9 protein-coding genes and 1 pseudogene are annotated in these 15,194 nt (G+C 63.2%); 6 read left to right on the top strand and 4 right to left on the bottom strand.

The window, feature by feature from the left end; all coding sequences use genetic code 11:
- Positions 1-68 precede the first annotated feature (68 nt).
- The gene (locus E5673_RS04085) at positions 69-3,068 is read left to right on the top strand and encodes a TonB-dependent receptor (RefSeq protein ID WP_136189038.1); all 3,000 of its coding nucleotides are present in this window, start codon (positions 69-71) and stop codon (positions 3,066-3,068) included.
- A 241-nt stretch (positions 3,069-3,309) separates the two neighbouring features.
- Here E5673_RS04085 and E5673_RS04080 read toward each other — a convergent pair whose 3' ends face one another.
- Positions 3,310-3,855, bottom strand: coding sequence for a cytochrome b (locus E5673_RS04080; RefSeq protein WP_210731802.1), 546 nt, complete (start codon positions 3,853-3,855; stop codon positions 3,310-3,312).
- A gap of 881 nt (positions 3,856-4,736) precedes the next feature.
- On the opposite strand from E5673_RS04080, the pseudogene E5673_RS20200 reads away from it, so the two are divergent.
- From E5673_RS20200 to E5673_RS04060, 5 genes and pseudogenes are all read left to right on the top strand, one after another.
- Positions 4,737-4,925: pseudogene (locus tag E5673_RS20200) on the top strand (ATP-binding protein); the annotation flags it as partial.
- 63 nt (positions 4,926-4,988) lie between these two features.
- The gene (locus E5673_RS04075) at positions 4,989-6,002 is read left to right on the top strand and encodes a cupin-like domain-containing protein (protein WP_136189037.1); all 1,014 of its coding nucleotides are present in this window, start codon (positions 4,989-4,991) and stop codon (positions 6,000-6,002) included.
- Complete coding sequence (locus tag E5673_RS04070) at positions 5,999-7,204, top strand: ROK family transcriptional regulator (RefSeq protein WP_136189036.1); 1,206 nt, start codon at positions 5,999-6,001, stop codon at positions 7,202-7,204. The genes E5673_RS04075 and E5673_RS04070 overlap by 4 nt, the downstream gene beginning before the upstream one ends.
- 99 nt (positions 7,205-7,303) lie before the next feature.
- Positions 7,304-9,832: an exo 1,3/1,4-beta-D-glucan glucohydrolase gene (locus E5673_RS04065; protein WP_136189035.1), complete on the top strand. Its 2,529-nt coding sequence runs from the start codon at positions 7,304-7,306 to the stop codon at positions 9,830-9,832.
- The gene (locus E5673_RS04060; RefSeq protein ID WP_247599568.1) at positions 9,795-10,664 is read left to right on the top strand and encodes a glycoside hydrolase family 16 protein; all 870 of its coding nucleotides are present in this window, start codon (positions 9,795-9,797) and stop codon (positions 10,662-10,664) included. The genes E5673_RS04065 and E5673_RS04060 overlap by 38 nt, the downstream gene beginning before the upstream one ends.
- Here the strand turns inward: E5673_RS04060 and E5673_RS04055 are convergent.
- Genes E5673_RS04055 through E5673_RS04045 form a run of 3 tightly spaced genes read right to left on the bottom strand, consistent with a single transcriptional unit; the run spans position 10,657 to position 15,064 of the window.
- Positions 10,657-12,174 (bottom strand): tryptophan halogenase family protein, encoded by a 1,518-nt coding sequence (locus tag E5673_RS04055; RefSeq protein ID WP_136189034.1) that lies wholly within the window; start codon positions 12,172-12,174, stop codon positions 10,657-10,659. The two genes, E5673_RS04060 and E5673_RS04055, sit on opposite strands and share 8 nt — an antisense overlap.
- Complete coding sequence (locus E5673_RS04050) at positions 12,171-13,604, bottom strand: tryptophan 7-halogenase (protein ID WP_136189033.1); 1,434 nt, start codon at positions 13,602-13,604, stop codon at positions 12,171-12,173. Before E5673_RS04050 ends, E5673_RS04055 begins: the two co-directional genes overlap by 4 nt.
- Positions 13,601-15,064, bottom strand: a complete 1,464-nt coding sequence (locus E5673_RS04045; RefSeq protein ID WP_281727882.1) for a tryptophan halogenase family protein — start codon at positions 15,062-15,064, stop codon at positions 13,601-13,603. The genes E5673_RS04050 and E5673_RS04045 overlap by 4 nt, the downstream gene beginning before the upstream one ends.
- Between the last annotated feature and the right edge of the window lie 130 nt (positions 15,065-15,194).

Below are 15,194 nucleotides of genomic sequence, written 5' to 3'. Positions count from 1 at the left end.
GAAACTAAATAGATTGTCGGGTTTATCGCCCGAGGCTCGTCTTTCCCGCAAACCATCTGGGGGAAGACATGTTCCACAAAATTCGACGCTCGCATCTTTTGCTTAGTTCCGTCGCGCTGTCCGTCTTCGTCAGCGCGCCTGCTGTCGCGCAGGCGACGTCGGCGCCGCGCCAGTTCACGTTCGACGTGCCGGCGCAGGACCTCGGCAATGCGCTGTTGGCCTTTTCGCGCCGGACTGGTCTGCAGCTCGCCTCGTCGCCGTCGCTGTTGAAGGGCGTCCGTGGCCAGCGCCTGCGCGGGCGGATGACCGCCGAGGAAGCACTCGCACAACTCACAGCGGGTAGCGACTTGGACGGCCGGATCGTCGACGGTACGGTAACGGTGGTCCGTCACATGCGCTTCGCCACGGCGGGGGCGCCCGTCCCTGCCGTGGCACTTGGCGGCGTGGCCCCACAGGTAACCAGCGCGTCGGACGTGCAGCTCGAGAACGGCACCGATATCGTCGTCACGGGCTATCGCGAGAGCATCGCCAAGGCGCAGCAGATCAAGAAAGCGGCGACCGGATCGCAGGACGTCATCCTGGCGCAGGACATCTCCGCCTTTCCCGACCAGAACCTCGCGGAAGCGCTGCAGCGCATTCCCGGCGTCGCGATCACGCGAGACAGCGGCGAAGGCCGGCAAATCTCGTTGCGCGGGCTCGGCGCGGATTTCACGCGCACCCAGCTCAACGGCATGGAGGTGCTAACCAACACCTCGTCGGGGCTGGACAGCCGATCGTCGGTCAGCCGTTCGCGGTCGTTCGATTACAGCATATTCGCGTCCGAGCTCTTCAACAAAGTCGTGGTCGAGAAATCCTACGCGGCCGAGCAGGATGAGGGCGGCATCGGCGGTACCGTCGGGCTGCACACGGCCAGGCCGTTCGATTATACCGGGCTTACCGTCGTCGCGTCCGCCAAGGGGCAGACGAACCAATATACCAAGGATGTCACGCCGCGGCTGGTAGGCCTGATATCGGACCGCTGGGGAGATTTCGGCTTCCTGGCATCGGTCGCGTACAGCACTGCGGACACGGTCGAATTCGGCTATCGCAACTGGAACTGGTCGCAGATCAATTTCGGTGCCCGGAATGTCGGGCCGACCGTCTCGGCGGCGGACCGCGCGCTGCTGGTGGGTGCGACCGGCGCCAACAGGATCTGGAACAGCCGCGCGCAGACCTATGCGACCTTCTTCAACAAGCGCGAGCGACTGGGCCTGACCACGGCACTGCAATATCATCCCGACGACCGCACCGATGTGTCGCTCGATGTGCTGTACGGCAAGCTGAACAACGACCGTACTTCGGGCGTAATCGGCGCCGCAGGCACGAATGGTATCGCCGCCAACAACGTGACCGGCACGCAGGTGCTGACCGGTGTGACCTTCGACGATTACAACGACATCGTCGGCGCATCGTTCGATCATGTCGACATGCGGACCGAATCGAAGGTCACGCATGACCAGACGACCTTCTGGCAGGCGGCGCTGAACGGCCACACCGATCTCAGCAGCAACCTGACGGTCAATTTCCTCGGCGGCTGGTCGAAATCGACGTTCGATTCAGACTATGCCCAGGTGTTGCTGGAGTCCGTCGACAAGAGCTACTCCTTCTCAGGTCTGAACACGGGATCGCCGCGCACCAGCTACGGCTTCGACACGACCGACGCGTCACAATGGGACCTGCAGGGCCTCGAAACCCGCGCCGATCGCATCACTAGCGAATTCTACAACAGCAAGGCGGAACTCGCCTGGACCGTCGGCTCGGGTTCGACGATCAAGGCGGGAGCCGGGTTCAAGCGTTTCACGAACAGCGGCTGGCAGCGCAAGGTCAACCCGAACTACGAGGACAAGCCGGGCAACCCCGACGTGCCGACCAGCATCCTGTCGAACAGCACCCTCGCCCCTTACATTATCGGCGACGTGGCGGAGACCTACGCGCTGCTCGGCCAGAGCACGACCGTGGATGCGAGCCGCACCGTCACCGGCACCGCATACGACCTGCTCGAGAAAACCTATGGCGCCTATCTGCAATACGACCTCAAGACCCAGCTCGGCAGCGTCGGGCTGCGCGCCAATTTCGGCGTGCGCTATTACCACACGGACCTTGGTTCGTCGGGAACGGCGCTGGTCGGCGGCGTGCTCGTGCCCGTAGACGTGACCAACAGCTATGACGGCTTCCTGCCCGCGGCGAACCTAGCGTTCGACATCAGCCGGTCGCTGGTCTTCCGCCTGAGCGGCAACCGCAATTTGAGCCGCCCCGCGTTGAACGACATGCGCGCGGCGGGCACGCTCAACCTCGCCACGTTCGGCGGCACGGTCGCTGCCGGCAACCCCAACCTTGCGCCCTTCAAGGCGGACTCCGTCGAGACCTCGCTGGAATATTATGACGGGCAGCGCGGCTCGCTGGCGATAGGCGCCTTCTACAAGAAGATGGACTCGTACATCACCTCGGAGACGCGGCTCGTCGCCTACGACACCACGGGATACCCCGCCGCGCTGCTGCCCCCCGGCGTCAGCCCCTCCGTACTGGTGAACTACACCCGTCCGATCAACGGGCCAGGCGCGTCGATCAAGGGCATCGAGATCGCGGCGAAGCGCGACTTCGATTTCCTGCCCGCGCCGTTCGACAAGCTCGGCGTGCTCGGCAACGTGACCCTCGCCAGGGGATCGAGCGACGTGTTCTATTCGGGGGTAGCGGTACGCCTGCCCTTGCCGACGCTGTCGAAATTCTCGTCCAACGCGACGCTCTATTACGATACCGATCACTGGGGGGTGCGCGGCTCCCTGGCGACGCGGTCGCGCTATCGCTGGGGCGATGGCGGCAACGGCAACATCGGCGAATACATCAAGGGCACGACGAATTTGGACGCGTCCGCCTATGTCAATCTGACGCGGCAGTTCAAGCTGTCGCTGGACGTGATCAACATCACCGACGAGCCCATCGTCCAATATGCCGACGGCACCGCCAAGCGCGTGATGACCAATACGGTAAGCGGCCGGACGTTCGCGTTCGGCGGGACCATGCGGTTCTAGCGGAATACAGGAGGGGGCAAGCGCCGCAGTGCGCGGACTTGCCCCCTCCAGCCGGCATTTCGTCCGTCACTCCTTGGGATGCTATCGCCTGGCGAGCCTTTCCGCTGCAGACGTCCCGTTCCTTCTCGTCAAAGGTTTTGCATCGTTTGATGGGCAGCAATCGTTCGGGGCGAGTTCGACGAAGAAAATGCGATCCTACGCCTACAAATCCCTGAAAGTTTCATGACCCGGTCAGTATCTCTTATAACATTCGATGAAGAACATCGGTGTCACGCCCGCTATCGAAAAAGCGATGTTTGACGACGCCCAATATATGCAGCGTGATTAGCGCGAGCATCGTGTAAGCCAGGGTCTTGTGTACCCACTCAAATATTGCAAAGGCATCGTCGTTTTTAGCTAAAATCTCCGGCAAATTGATGCCAAAAAACGGGACGCCGTCACTCTGAGTGAACGAACTCGACATTGCGTAACCCATCAGCGGAACGACCACCGCCAGCGTCAACATTGCATATTGGACAACGGTCGACAGCATATTCTCCCAGCCGCTCAGTTCGGCGGGATGCGGGGGCAGCGCCGAACGCGTCCGCACTACCAACGCTGTGAGGCCAATGATGAACGCGAGGACCCCAAATTCCTTGTGAACGGGATACATCCAGTCGAATTTGACGGCGGTGCTGTCGGGTAGCGAGGTCATCACCCATCCGAGCGCGATCAGCCCGATGATCAATCCAGCGCGGGTCCAGTGCAGGGCCCGCATCGGCACGGTATAGCGATCGCGACCATTCATTGCTCAATCCTTGCAGCGTGGGGCCGATCGTTGTGCTGGACGAAGAGTGTCCTCTCTCACGCTGTTTTGTCCATCAGCGAGGCGGCACGTTCGACATCGATCGGTAATGCGTTTTGCCCTGCGCCTAACACACACGATCCGTAATCCTATCCCCGCAATCTGGAGCCAGGATATATGATGATAGAAACGGAGCTCTTAATCATCAGATCGTTTAGGATCTGAGCCGCGGATGAGCTGTTTGCCTATCTTCACAAGCCTTCCGCACGATGTTTTCTGTCACTAGGTCTATCTGACAGGATCGCAGCGAACGCCGAGGCGTAAAAGAGATCTTACAGCGACGACTAGTCGGTAGCGCACCGTAACCAGCCCCGACACGGCACGCGTGCCGGTCCAGCGACGGCCGAGGCTATGGTCGGGCATTGTGTAGTCCGTGGTGGACGTCGACCACGCCATCCTCATAGGATACCGGCATTCCCGTAACGGTTTCCGCTAAGGGGACCATGCCGACGAACCGGATTGGCGCAACGAACGATAAAATCTGTTGAGGTTTGCCGAGCATAATCCGCTGCTCGACTTCAACCCCGGTCACCTTATGATCGGTGCTCGTCTCTGGCCACAGTATCACCGTTAGCGAAGACAGGGATCCAGACCCGTTCTGCTATTGTCGCGAGCGACCAAAACCGATGCCGGTAAAGCTGTCAGCAACCGCCAATCGAACTGGAAACGAACGGATCGGCATATGTAACCTTATCCTTTTTCAAAACCCACGGTGCGACCGATGAACCAGTTTACGATCCGGAAGCGTAGCCGTGGTAATCAGGAAGAATGACCTGGTTCGAGTCTCTCGCGAACACGCTTGAGAAAGCCTTCTAACCAAGGATGTGCTAGCCAAACGCATCGCCCTGACCGCCGCGCTCAAGCCGCGCAGTCGGGTCAGGATCGTGGTGACTGACAACGGTCCAGGCATACCATCACACCTGTCGCACGAAATGTTCCTGCCGTTCTTCAGGACCAAGTTCCGCGGCAATGGAGTCAGTCCCGTTTTCGCGCGGCAGATCGTCCTATTGAGCGTTTCGGTGCAGTTGCCGCGCTCCAGCCTTTCGTTTCCGGGACAACCAAGGCAAAGCGGCCGCATGGAGACGATCGGCAAACCGGTTCGCGAATGGCACGGCGTCACGCGGGAGATTTTCGAGACTGAGGTCGTACCGATGGGTGAACCAGCGGTACTCCGCGGGCTCGTCGCGGACTGGCCGGCGACCATCGCTGGCAGCCGTACGGGCCGTGAACTGGTCGCATATTTGGCGTCCCATGACTCGGGCGCGCCGCTGTCGACCTATGTCGGCGCACCCGCCATCGCCGGCAGGTTCTTTTACCGGGAGGACATGAACGGCTTCAACTTCGACCGCGGGACAGCGCCGTTTCGCGCCGTAGCCGATATGTTGCTCGGCGATCTTGCGACGGGTGCGGGTCCGGCGATCTACAGTGGCGCTGCATCCGCGGTGGAACACTTCCCGACATTCGCCGCCGACAACCCCATGCCGTTGCTCGATCCGACGGCGACACCCCGGTTGTGGATCGGGAATGCGGTGACGGTATCGACGCATTACGACACTGCCGACAATATCGCCTGCGTGGCTGCAGGCCATCGCCACTTTACCCTGTTCCCCCCCGCACAGGTCGCCAACCTGTATGTCGGGCCTTTGGAAAACACGATTTCCGGTCAACCCGTCAGCATGGTCGACCCGTTGGCGCCTGACCTGGAGCGCTTTCCACGCTATGCCCTGGCGGTGGAGACTGCGCGGTCGGCGGTGCTTGCGCCCGGCGACGCGATCTATGTGCCGACGATGTGGTGGCATCACGTTCGCTCGACCGAACGCCTCAACCTGCTCGTCAATTACTGGTGGAGCCCGCCGAACGATGCGTCGGCATTCGAAGCGCTGATCTACGCGATGCTGGCCGTTCGCAACCGGCCGGCAGCGGAGCGCCAGAACTGGCGCGCGTTTTTCGATCACTATGTTTTCGATGCGGACGCGGCCGACGCGGAGCATCTGCCGGAACACGCACGCGGTATCCTGGGACCCAGTAGTCCCGAGAGAACGGCGCTCATGCGGGAGTTCCTCCTGCGTGGACTGGGACGAAGGCCTTGAACGACCGGCGCCACGCCAGGCTGACGGTCAGCTTGTCGGGTACGAACCTCGAACGGGCAGCGGAGTATAACCAGCGCGTGGTATTGCAGGCGATCCGCTTGCGGGCGGTGACGACGCGGCAGGAGTTGGTCGCGGTGACGGGTCTGACGCCGCCGACCATCGCAACGATCACCCGCCGCCTGATTGCGGCCGGCCTGGTCCAGATCGTCGGACGCTTGCAACAGGGGCGCGGTCAGCCCGCCGTGCAATTGGGCATCGATCCCGATGGTGCGTTCGGCATCGGGGTCAACATCGACCGCGACCATTTGACCTTTGTCATTCTCGATCTGGCTGGAAATGTCCGGGCGCGCGTGTCCCAGGACATAGCCTATGCCCTTCCCGAACAGGTACGGGCATTCGTCGCCGGGGCGGTAACGACCTGCTGCGACAACCCTAGCGTGATAGTTGATCGGATCGTCGGCGCAGGCATCGCGGTTCCCGAACCGTTCAGCAAAGCCGGCTTTCACGATCAACCGACCGGCTACTCGGTGTGGAACGATCTCGACATCGCGGGCTTGCTGGCGGACCTGATGCCGTGGCCGCTGCACGTCGACAACGATGCCGCAACGGCAGCTTTGGGTGAGCTGGAGTTCGGCTCGGGCCGCAACTGCCACAATTTCTTTTACCTGCTGATCGGTGCGGGTCTTGGCGGCGGCCTGGTGATCGATGGAAGCTATTACAGGGGCGCGTCCGCAAGAAGCGGAGAAGTTGGCTATATCCTGAGCCGGGTTCCTGCTTCGAGCGGAAAGTCCATCGAAAGCCGCGTTTCGCTTTCCGCTCTGTACGATCGCCTGTCGGACGCTGGATGCGTTAGCGGGACACTTGCCGCGCTCGGCCTGGACGATGCTAGTACCAAGAGCGTCATCGACGCCTGGATTGCCGAAGCTTCCGAGATGCTGGTCGATCCGATGATCGCGATCAATTGCCTTATCAATCCGCAGGCTGTGCTGGTGGGCGGCCGGTTGCCCGAGCCGCTGATCGATGCCTTGGTCGCGGCCTTGACGCATGCGCTCGCCGAGCACGCCGCCGACATGCCGTCGATTGCGCCGATCAGGCGTGCGGCCATGGCCGCCGACGCACCGGCGGTTGGTGCAGCGCTGTTGCCGTTCAGCGATCTCATGCTGCCTTCGGACGCTATCCTGATGAACGTCGGACGGGACTGAGCGTATTTTTGAAAATCAAAATCAATATTGATTGACGACGCCTCCCGAGTGGTTTGAAACGCTGCCAATCCCGCAAAGGCGGGAACCGGGGAGAGAATGATGAAGACGAAGCTTTCGGTTGCCAGCGTCCTGGCGTTGCTGGGTGGCGCCACGGCGATGGCGCAGACCGCGCCGGCCTCGCTCTCCCCCGTCGCGCATCCCGAGACATGGCCAAAGGTGGCTGCGAAGCCCGCGCTGGATCCAACGCTCGAAGCTAGGATCGGCAAGATCCTTGCCGCTATGTCGGTCGAGGACAAGGTCGGGCAAATCATCCAGGCCGATATCGCGACCGTGAAGCCCGAGGACCTCAAGACATACAAGCTTGGCTCGGTGCTGAACGGCGGGAATTCGGCGCCCAACAGCGATGAACTGGCGCCGCCGGCGGAATGGCTGAAACTGGCCGATGCGTTCTACGACGCCTCGATGCAGCGCAATGACGGTCGCCCGAAGATCCCGACGATCTGGGGCACCGACGCGGTTCACGGCAACAACAACATCGTCGGGGCCACCCTGTTTCCGCACAATATCGGGCTGGGTGCGGCACGAGACCCCGCGCTGATGGAGAAGATCGGCCGTATTACGGCACGCGAGACGGCCGCCGCCGGTCTCGACTGGAGCTTCGCACCGACGCTGGCGGTCGTGCAGGACGATCGTTGGGGGCGCACGTACGAGAGCTATTCGGAAGAGCCTTCCGTGGTGGCCAGCTATGCGGGCCCGGTCGTTACCGGCATCCAGGGCAAGGTGGGTTCGCCGGATTTCATGACGCCCGGCCACGTCATCGCCACCACCAAGCACTTCGTCGGGGACGGCGGCACGGGTGGACGGGATCAGGGCGATACCAAGGTGTCGGAGGTCGTGCTGCGCGACGTTCATGCGGCCGGATACCCACCCGCGATCGAAGCCGGCACGCTGACAGTGATGGCCAGCTTTTCGAGCTGGAACGGCGAGAAGATGCACGGCAACAAGACATTGCTCACGGACGTGCTGAAGGGCCGGATGGGCTTCAACGGCTTCGTGGTCGGCGATTGGAACGCACACGGCCAGATCGCCGGATGCACCAACGAAAGCTGCGCTGCGGCGATCAATACCGGCCTCGACATGTTCATGATGTCGGGCGATTGGAAGGCGCTGTACCGCAACACGCTGGCGCAGGCCAAGTCGGGCGAAATCGTGCCTGCGCGTCTCGACGACGCGGTTCGTCGTATCCTGCGCGTGAAGATGCTGGCCGGCACCTTCACCGCGGGCAAGCCCTCGACGCGACGCTATGCCGGGCAGTTCGGCCTGATCGGATCGCCGGAAGGCCATGCCATCGGCCGGCAGGCGGTTCAAGAATCGCTCGTGTTGCTCAAGAATAACGGGGGTGTTCTGCCGCTCAAGCCCGAGGCGAATATCCTCGTCGCGGGTATCGCGGCCGACGATGTCGCGCAGCAGGCCGGCGGCTGGTCGATTACCTGGCAGGGGACGGACGTGCCGAAGCGCGGCTTTCCCAATGCGACGTCGATCTGGAGCGGCATCGACCAGGCCGTTCGCGCCGGCGGCGGGACCGCCACCTACTCGCCGACGGGCGCGTATTCCGCGAAACCCGACGCCGCGATCGTCGTGTTCGGCGAGACCCCCTATGCCGAATTCATGGGCGACCGACCGACCCTGGAATACTCGCCGGGCGACAAGAACGATGTCGCGCTGCTCCGCAAACTGAAAGCGGCGGGAATCCCCGTCGTCGCCGTTTTCCTGTCGGGCCGCCCGATGTGGGTGAATGCCGAACTCAACGCTTCGGACGCTTTCGTCGCGGCGTTTCTGCCGGGAAGCGAAGGCGCAGGCGTCGCCGACGTGCTGTTCGCGGGCAAGGACGGCAAACCCGTTCATGACTTCCGGGGCAAGCTGTCCTTCTCGTGGCCTAAGCGTCCCGACCAGTATGTCCTGAATGCCCGCGATCCGAATTACGACCCGCTGTTCAAGTTTGGTTACGGCCTCAGCTATGCGGATCGCGCCGTGGTCGGCACACTGGACGAGACCCGTCCCGTGGGCATGGCGGTAGACGCAGGCGGCGTCTTCTTCACGAAGGGGCGCGTACCCGAAGCGTGGAGCCTGTCGCTGGGCGAAGGCGACCGGGGATCGACCCGCATCGTCGGCAACAGTGGTCGAAGCCCGGCTGGCGCACTGACGATCGCCGGTATCGATCGCAATGCACAGGAGGACGCTCGACGCTTTACCTGGACCGGTACGCGCGAGGCGGACGTCAGGATCGAGGCCAACGCACCGCTCGACATCGCCCGTGAGGCCAATGGCGAGCTGAGCATGATCGTCCAGTTCCGGATGGACGCGAAGCCCGTGTCCGCCGTCGCTCTCTCGATGGCCAGCCCCGGCAAAACTGCCGCGGTCCCGATCACCGGCATTTTACAGGCGGCACCGATCGGCGAGTGGAAGTCCCTGGCGATTCCGCTCAAATGCTTCGTCACCGCCGGAGTCGATCCCCACAAGGTCACCGAGCCGCTCGTCATCTCGACTGCGGGGAAACTGATGCTCTCGATCTCCGACGTTCGTCTGGCGCATGCCGACGGACCGGTCGCGGCGTGCCCGAGCCGCTGAGGTGACGATCGCAGCGATCCTTTTCCTCCTGCCGATGCAGACTTTGGCGGCGACCAATTATCAGGTCGCCGCTCCCATGCCTGTGCCGTCGACCCGGCCGAGCTGGACGGACGAGTTCGCGGGGAAAACGATCGACCAGACGAAGTGGCGGTTCGATACGGCGAATAACAAGACCGGCTGGTTCAATCACGAACGGCAATACTATGCTGCCGATCGTCCTGAAAATGCTCGTATCGAAGACGGCGCGCTCGTGATCGAAGCACGGCGTGAAAGCCTGCCGGACAAGCCCGACTGGGGCGGTCAGACCTACACGTCCGCCAAGCTCGTGAGCCGCGTATCGCACGCCTATGGCTTCTACGAAGTCCGCGCGATGCTGCCATGCGCGCGGGGTACCTGGCCTGCGCTATGGCTGTTGCCGCGGACCGGCAAATGGCCGGACGCGGGCGAGATCGACGTCATGGAGATGGTGGGCTGGCAACCGAACATCGTCCACGCCACGCTCCACACCGCTGCATTCAATCACGCCAAGGGGACCCAGCGCGGCGGCCAGAACGAGGTATCGACGGCCTGTACCGCCTATCACCGCTATCAACTCGACTGGCGCCAGGACTCGATCACCATCGGCGTCGACGACAAGGCGTACATGCGCGTCGCGAACGATCGGCCGGGTGGCACCGATGCCTGGCCCTTTACCCGCCCCTACGACCTGATCCTCAACCTTGCCATTGGCGGCGACTGGGGCGGCGTGAAAGGTATCGACGACGCGGCCCTGCCCCAGCGAATGCGGATCGATTATGTCCGCTACTGGGCATCGGAGCGACGTATCAGATAGCGGCGCAGTGTGCGCGGATATAGTCCGATTGCGACGGCATCTGCGCGATCGTCTGGCGGATACCCAGCCGCATCCGCTCCACCGCCTCCACAAGTTTTCGTTCGTCGAGCCCATCGACGATCGGGTCGTACCCTTCGGGCGTAACCCCCTGCCCCAACATCACCGCCACCCAGCTCGCGAGCGAGAACAGTTCGTCGTCATAGCGGAAGAAGCGGCCCTTCGCCTGGAACAGTTCGGTCTTTCGACGCAGGCTGTCCGGCACGGTCATCGTCCGTACATGGTTCCAGAACGGTGAATCGTCCCTGGTCGTGGCGTGATAATGCAGGATGATGAAGTCGCGCACGCCGTCATATGCGCTGCCCATCAGGCGGTCATACTCGCCCGCCTCGACCTGCAGAAACCGTCGATCCGGAAACAGCGCGAGAAGCTTGGCGATCCCGGTCTGGATCAAATGGATCGAGGTCGATTCGAGCGGCTCGAGAAAGCCGCCGGAGAGGCCAAGTGCGACCACGTTGCGGTTCCAGAACCGCTTTCGCCGCCCCGTGACGAACGCCAGACGTCGCGGATCAGCGATCGGCGATCCTTCGACGGTCGCGAGCAGCGTCGCCTGCGCATCCTCGTCGGAGATATGCGCGCTCGAATAGACATAGCCGTTGCCGGTGCGGTGTTGCAGCGGAATGCGCCACTGCCAGCCGGCGCTTCGGGCGGTCGCGCGGGTGAATGGCACGGGGTCGCCGATGTTCGCCGTGGGGACCGCAACGGCGCGGTCGCACGGCAGCCAATGGCGCCAATCCTCATACCCGGTCTTCAGCGCGCCTTCGATCAGGAGACCGCGAAACCCCGAGCAATCGACGAACAACTCGCCTTCGATGCGACGTCCACCCTCGAGCGTGAGCGCCTCAACGAACCCGTCTTCGCCGCGCAATCCGACATCGACGATCCGGCCCTCGATACGCTCGACGCCGCGCGCTTCGGCATAGGAGCGCAAATATCTCGCGTAGAGCCCGGCGTCGAAATGGAACGCGTACGGCAACGTGCCGAACGGCGACCGCGGATCAGGCGATTGCCGCGCGAACCGCCCCGCCGCCGCTGCCACCGCGCACGGCGCGTAATGCCAAATGTCGGCGCACTGGCCCTGCTGGGCGAGCTTGAGGAAGAACTGGTGGAAGTTCAGCCCTTCGATATCGTGCCCGAACTGGCCGAAGGGGTGAAAATAGCGTTCGCCGATCCTGCGCCAGTCGACGAACTCGATGCCGAGCTTGAACGTGCCTTGCGTCTTCGCGACGAAGTCATCCTCGTCGATGCCCAGCATCTGATTGAACGTCGCGATTGTCGGAATCGTCGCCTCGCCGACACCGACGGTGCCGATTTCCTCGCTCTCGATCAGGCGAATACACGGCTGCCCCTGTCCTTGGCCGCCACCGAGGAACTTGGACAGCGCCGCCGCCGCCATCCAGCCGGCGGTGCCGCCGCCGACGATGACGACCTCGCGGATGGTGTGTTCGCTCATGCGTTGGTCCTCAAGCTTGCCAGATACGCGCGGTGTGTCGGGGCGGCGGCGACCGCCTTCGACAACCGCGTTCGAAAATCCGCCATCGCGGCGCGCGCACGCTTCGGATCGATAGCAGCGGCCAAAACGTCGCCGCGTCGGGGCAGGATACCTTGTCCAAGCAGCACCGCGTGCCAGCTATCGCGATCGAAGCTTTCGCCATCGCGGATCGGCAAACGCCCGCGCTCGCGAAACAGGGTGAGCGTCTCGGCCAGCTCCGGCGGCAACGTGGCGTCTCGCGCCGCCTGCCAAAACGGCTCCGGTCGATCGGACGTCGCGTAGTGCAGGATCAGGAAATCGCGGAGGCGATCCGCCTCCTGTCCCGTCTCACGGTTATAATACGCCAGCTCGACCTCGTCGAAATCGCGGTCGGGCAGCGACGCGACCAGTCGGTCGATCTGCGTATGCAAGACGTGGAGCGGTGCGGCTTCGAGCGGTTCGACGACGCAATCAGCCTCGCCGATCGCCACGACATTGCCGATCCAGGCGCGCGATCGCCTTCCGCTGCGGAACCGCCGAACGTCACCCGGCTCGGCGCGCACGCCGCTTGCATAGACGATGGCCGTATCGGTTCTGCCGGGCAGGCACGATGTCAGGCGCCATCCGCCATCGATCGCTTCGACCTGCTCAAGAGGTGACAGGAACCGATCACCAGGCTCGGCATCCGATGTCCCGCGCCTCTGGACGAAACTGTCGCCCGGCAACCACGGCGACCAATCCTGCCAATCGTCGCCGAACTGGGTGATAAGGTGCGCATCGGCGTTGGTCGCGTCGATGTAGAGGTCCGCCTCCAGACGCCCTCCATCGTCCAGGTGAAGTGCCGTTACGCGATCACCGTCCGTCTCGGCTTGTCGCAGCCCGCTGGCAGTCACCACGACACCCAAATGTCGGGCATAGGCTTCGATGAACCGGCGATAGACCGGTGGATCGAGCTGCAGCCCATTGGCATAGCCACCGAGCAAGCCCGCGCGCGGCGGTACGAACCGACCCGCTGCCGCCAACGCGGCCGCCGGTGCAAAGCTATCGAAGGGCTCGGTGCCACCCAGGCCTTCCCACAGCGTGGCAAAGGGCACACCATCGACAGGCATCCCGGCAGGGCCGTAGGCGTGGGTATAGTCGGCCCCGCTCCACCTCACGAACCGGGTGCCGAGCCGTATGCTCGCGCCGGTCCGCGTCAGGACATCGCGCTCGTCCAACCCGATGTCCGTGTGGAACTCCCCGATCGACGGTGATGCGCCGCCGAACAGGTCGACGAAGCCGGGACGCAGTTCCGCGACCGGGATCAATGCGACCGAGATACCGGGGACACGCGCCTTCAACGCAGCCGCGGCGCTCCAGCCCGCAACGCCGTCACCGACCACCGCGATCGTCCTGATGCGCGTATCGCTCATGCAGCCGCCGCCCCCGATTGCGCGATATAGGCGGCGTGATCGGGCATGGTCATGACAGCGTCCCGCGTTTTGGTGCGCAGCCGTGCCAGCGCCTGGACCAGCGCGGCATCGGACGGCCGGTCCGCACGCTGGTCATATCCTTTCGGCACCACGCCCTGCCCGAGATACACGGCAATCCAGCTCGGCTCGAGGAATACGCCTTCACGGTAGGTCATCACGCGCCCCCGCTGGCGGAACAACGTCATTTTCTCCGCGAGCGTGTCGGGTACGTCCATCGTCCTAACATGATCCCAGAACGGTGAATCGTCGCGCGTCGTCGCATGGTAATGCAGGATCAGGAAGTCGCGGATACGGTCGTATTCCAGATCGACTACCCGGTTGAACGCATCGCGGTCGATCGGCGAGATCGGCGTGGCGGGGAACAGCTCGAGCAACTGGGTAATCGCCAGCTGGATGAGATAAATGCTCGTCGATTCCAGTGGCTCAAGAAAGCCGCCGGCGAGTCCGACGCCGATGACGTTCCCGACCCAGCTGCGCGCTCTCCGGCCCGCCTTGAAACGCAGCATGCGCGGGTCCGCCAGCGGCGTGCTTTCGATCGATCGCAGCAAGGCGTCCTGCGCGACGCCGTCGTCGATGTGCGCGGACGAGTAGACATAGCCGTTGCCGACCCGGTGCTGGAGCGGAATACGCCATCGCCAGCCGGCAGGCATCGCGGTTGCCGTAGTGTAGGGCTTCAGCGTTCCAGCGTCGGCGCAGGGCACTGCGACTGCACGGTCGCAAGGCAGCCAATGCGACCAGTCCTCGAACGGCTCGCCCATCGCCTGTCCCAGTAACAGCGATCGGAACCCCGAGCAGTCGATGAACAGGTCGCCCGTAATTCGTTGGCCGTCGTCGAGCACGACCGCCACGACATCACCCGTGGCGCTCCGTTCGACATCGACCACGCGTCCTTCGGTTCGCGTCACCCCCTGCCGCTCGGCCCGAGCGCGGAGAAACGGAGCGTAGCGCGTCGCGTCGAACTGATAGGCGTAGCCAAAGGTCGACAACAACGAGCGCGGATCCTCCAGGGGCGGCGCGAACTTCGCGTGGCGGGCGGCGACGACCGGCAGCGAATAATCCGGAAGCGTGGCAATCTGTCCGGCACGGCTGAGATAATGGTGGAATCCTACCCCGTCGACATCGTGTCCGAAGGCGCCGAACGGATGGATATAGCTGTCGCCGATCCGCGCCCAGTCGCAGAACTCGATGCCGAGCTTGAACGTCGCGCCGGTCGCTCGCATGAACTCCGCCTCGTCGATACCCAAGCGCGTGTTGAAGGCTCGGATATGGGGCAGCGTAGCCTCGCCGACACCGACGATGCCGATCTCTTCGGACTCGACGAGGTGGACCTCCGCGACCGATCGGCCGGCAACGGCCGCAAGCGCAGCGGCAGTCATCCAGCCTGCGGTACCGCCGCCCACGACGACTACCTTGATAGGAGTGCGCGAAGCCGAATTGATAGCGATATCCTCTCCAGTTTGGCCGGTACGGTTATGCCGATCTCAGCGACTGTGACCTGTAGGCAACATATGAATGAAAATCAAAACAGTT

Source organism: Sphingomonas sp. PAMC26645 (assembly GCF_004795835.1).
Taxonomy (GTDB): domain Bacteria; phylum Pseudomonadota; class Alphaproteobacteria; order Sphingomonadales; family Sphingomonadaceae; genus Sphingomonas.
This window is presented reverse-complemented; position numbering and strand designations above follow the sequence as displayed.

Bases quoted from the DNA above. Each gene is read 5' to 3' on its own strand.
- E5673_RS04075 (WP_136189037.1), top strand. From the start codon at position 4,989: ATGGAGACGATCGGCAAACCGGTTCGCGAATGGCACGGCGTCACGCGG.
- E5673_RS04055 (WP_136189034.1), bottom strand. From the start codon at position 12,174: ATGAGCGAACACACCATCCGCGAGGTCGTCATCGTCGGCGGCGGCACC.
- E5673_RS04080 (WP_210731802.1), bottom strand. From the start codon at position 3,855: ATGAATGGTCGCGATCGCTATACCGTGCCGATGCGGGCCCTGCACTGG.
- E5673_RS04085 (WP_136189038.1), top strand. From the start codon at position 69: ATGTTCCACAAAATTCGACGCTCGCATCTTTTGCTTAGTTCCGTCGCG.
- E5673_RS04050 (WP_136189033.1), bottom strand. From the start codon at position 13,604: ATGAGCGATACGCGCATCAGGACGATCGCGGTGGTCGGTGACGGCGTT.
- E5673_RS04065 (WP_136189035.1), top strand. From the start codon at position 7,304: ATGAAGACGAAGCTTTCGGTTGCCAGCGTCCTGGCGTTGCTGGGTGGC.
- E5673_RS04060 (WP_247599568.1), top strand. From the start codon at position 9,795: ATGCCGACGGACCGGTCGCGGCGTGCCCGAGCCGCTGAGGTGACGATC.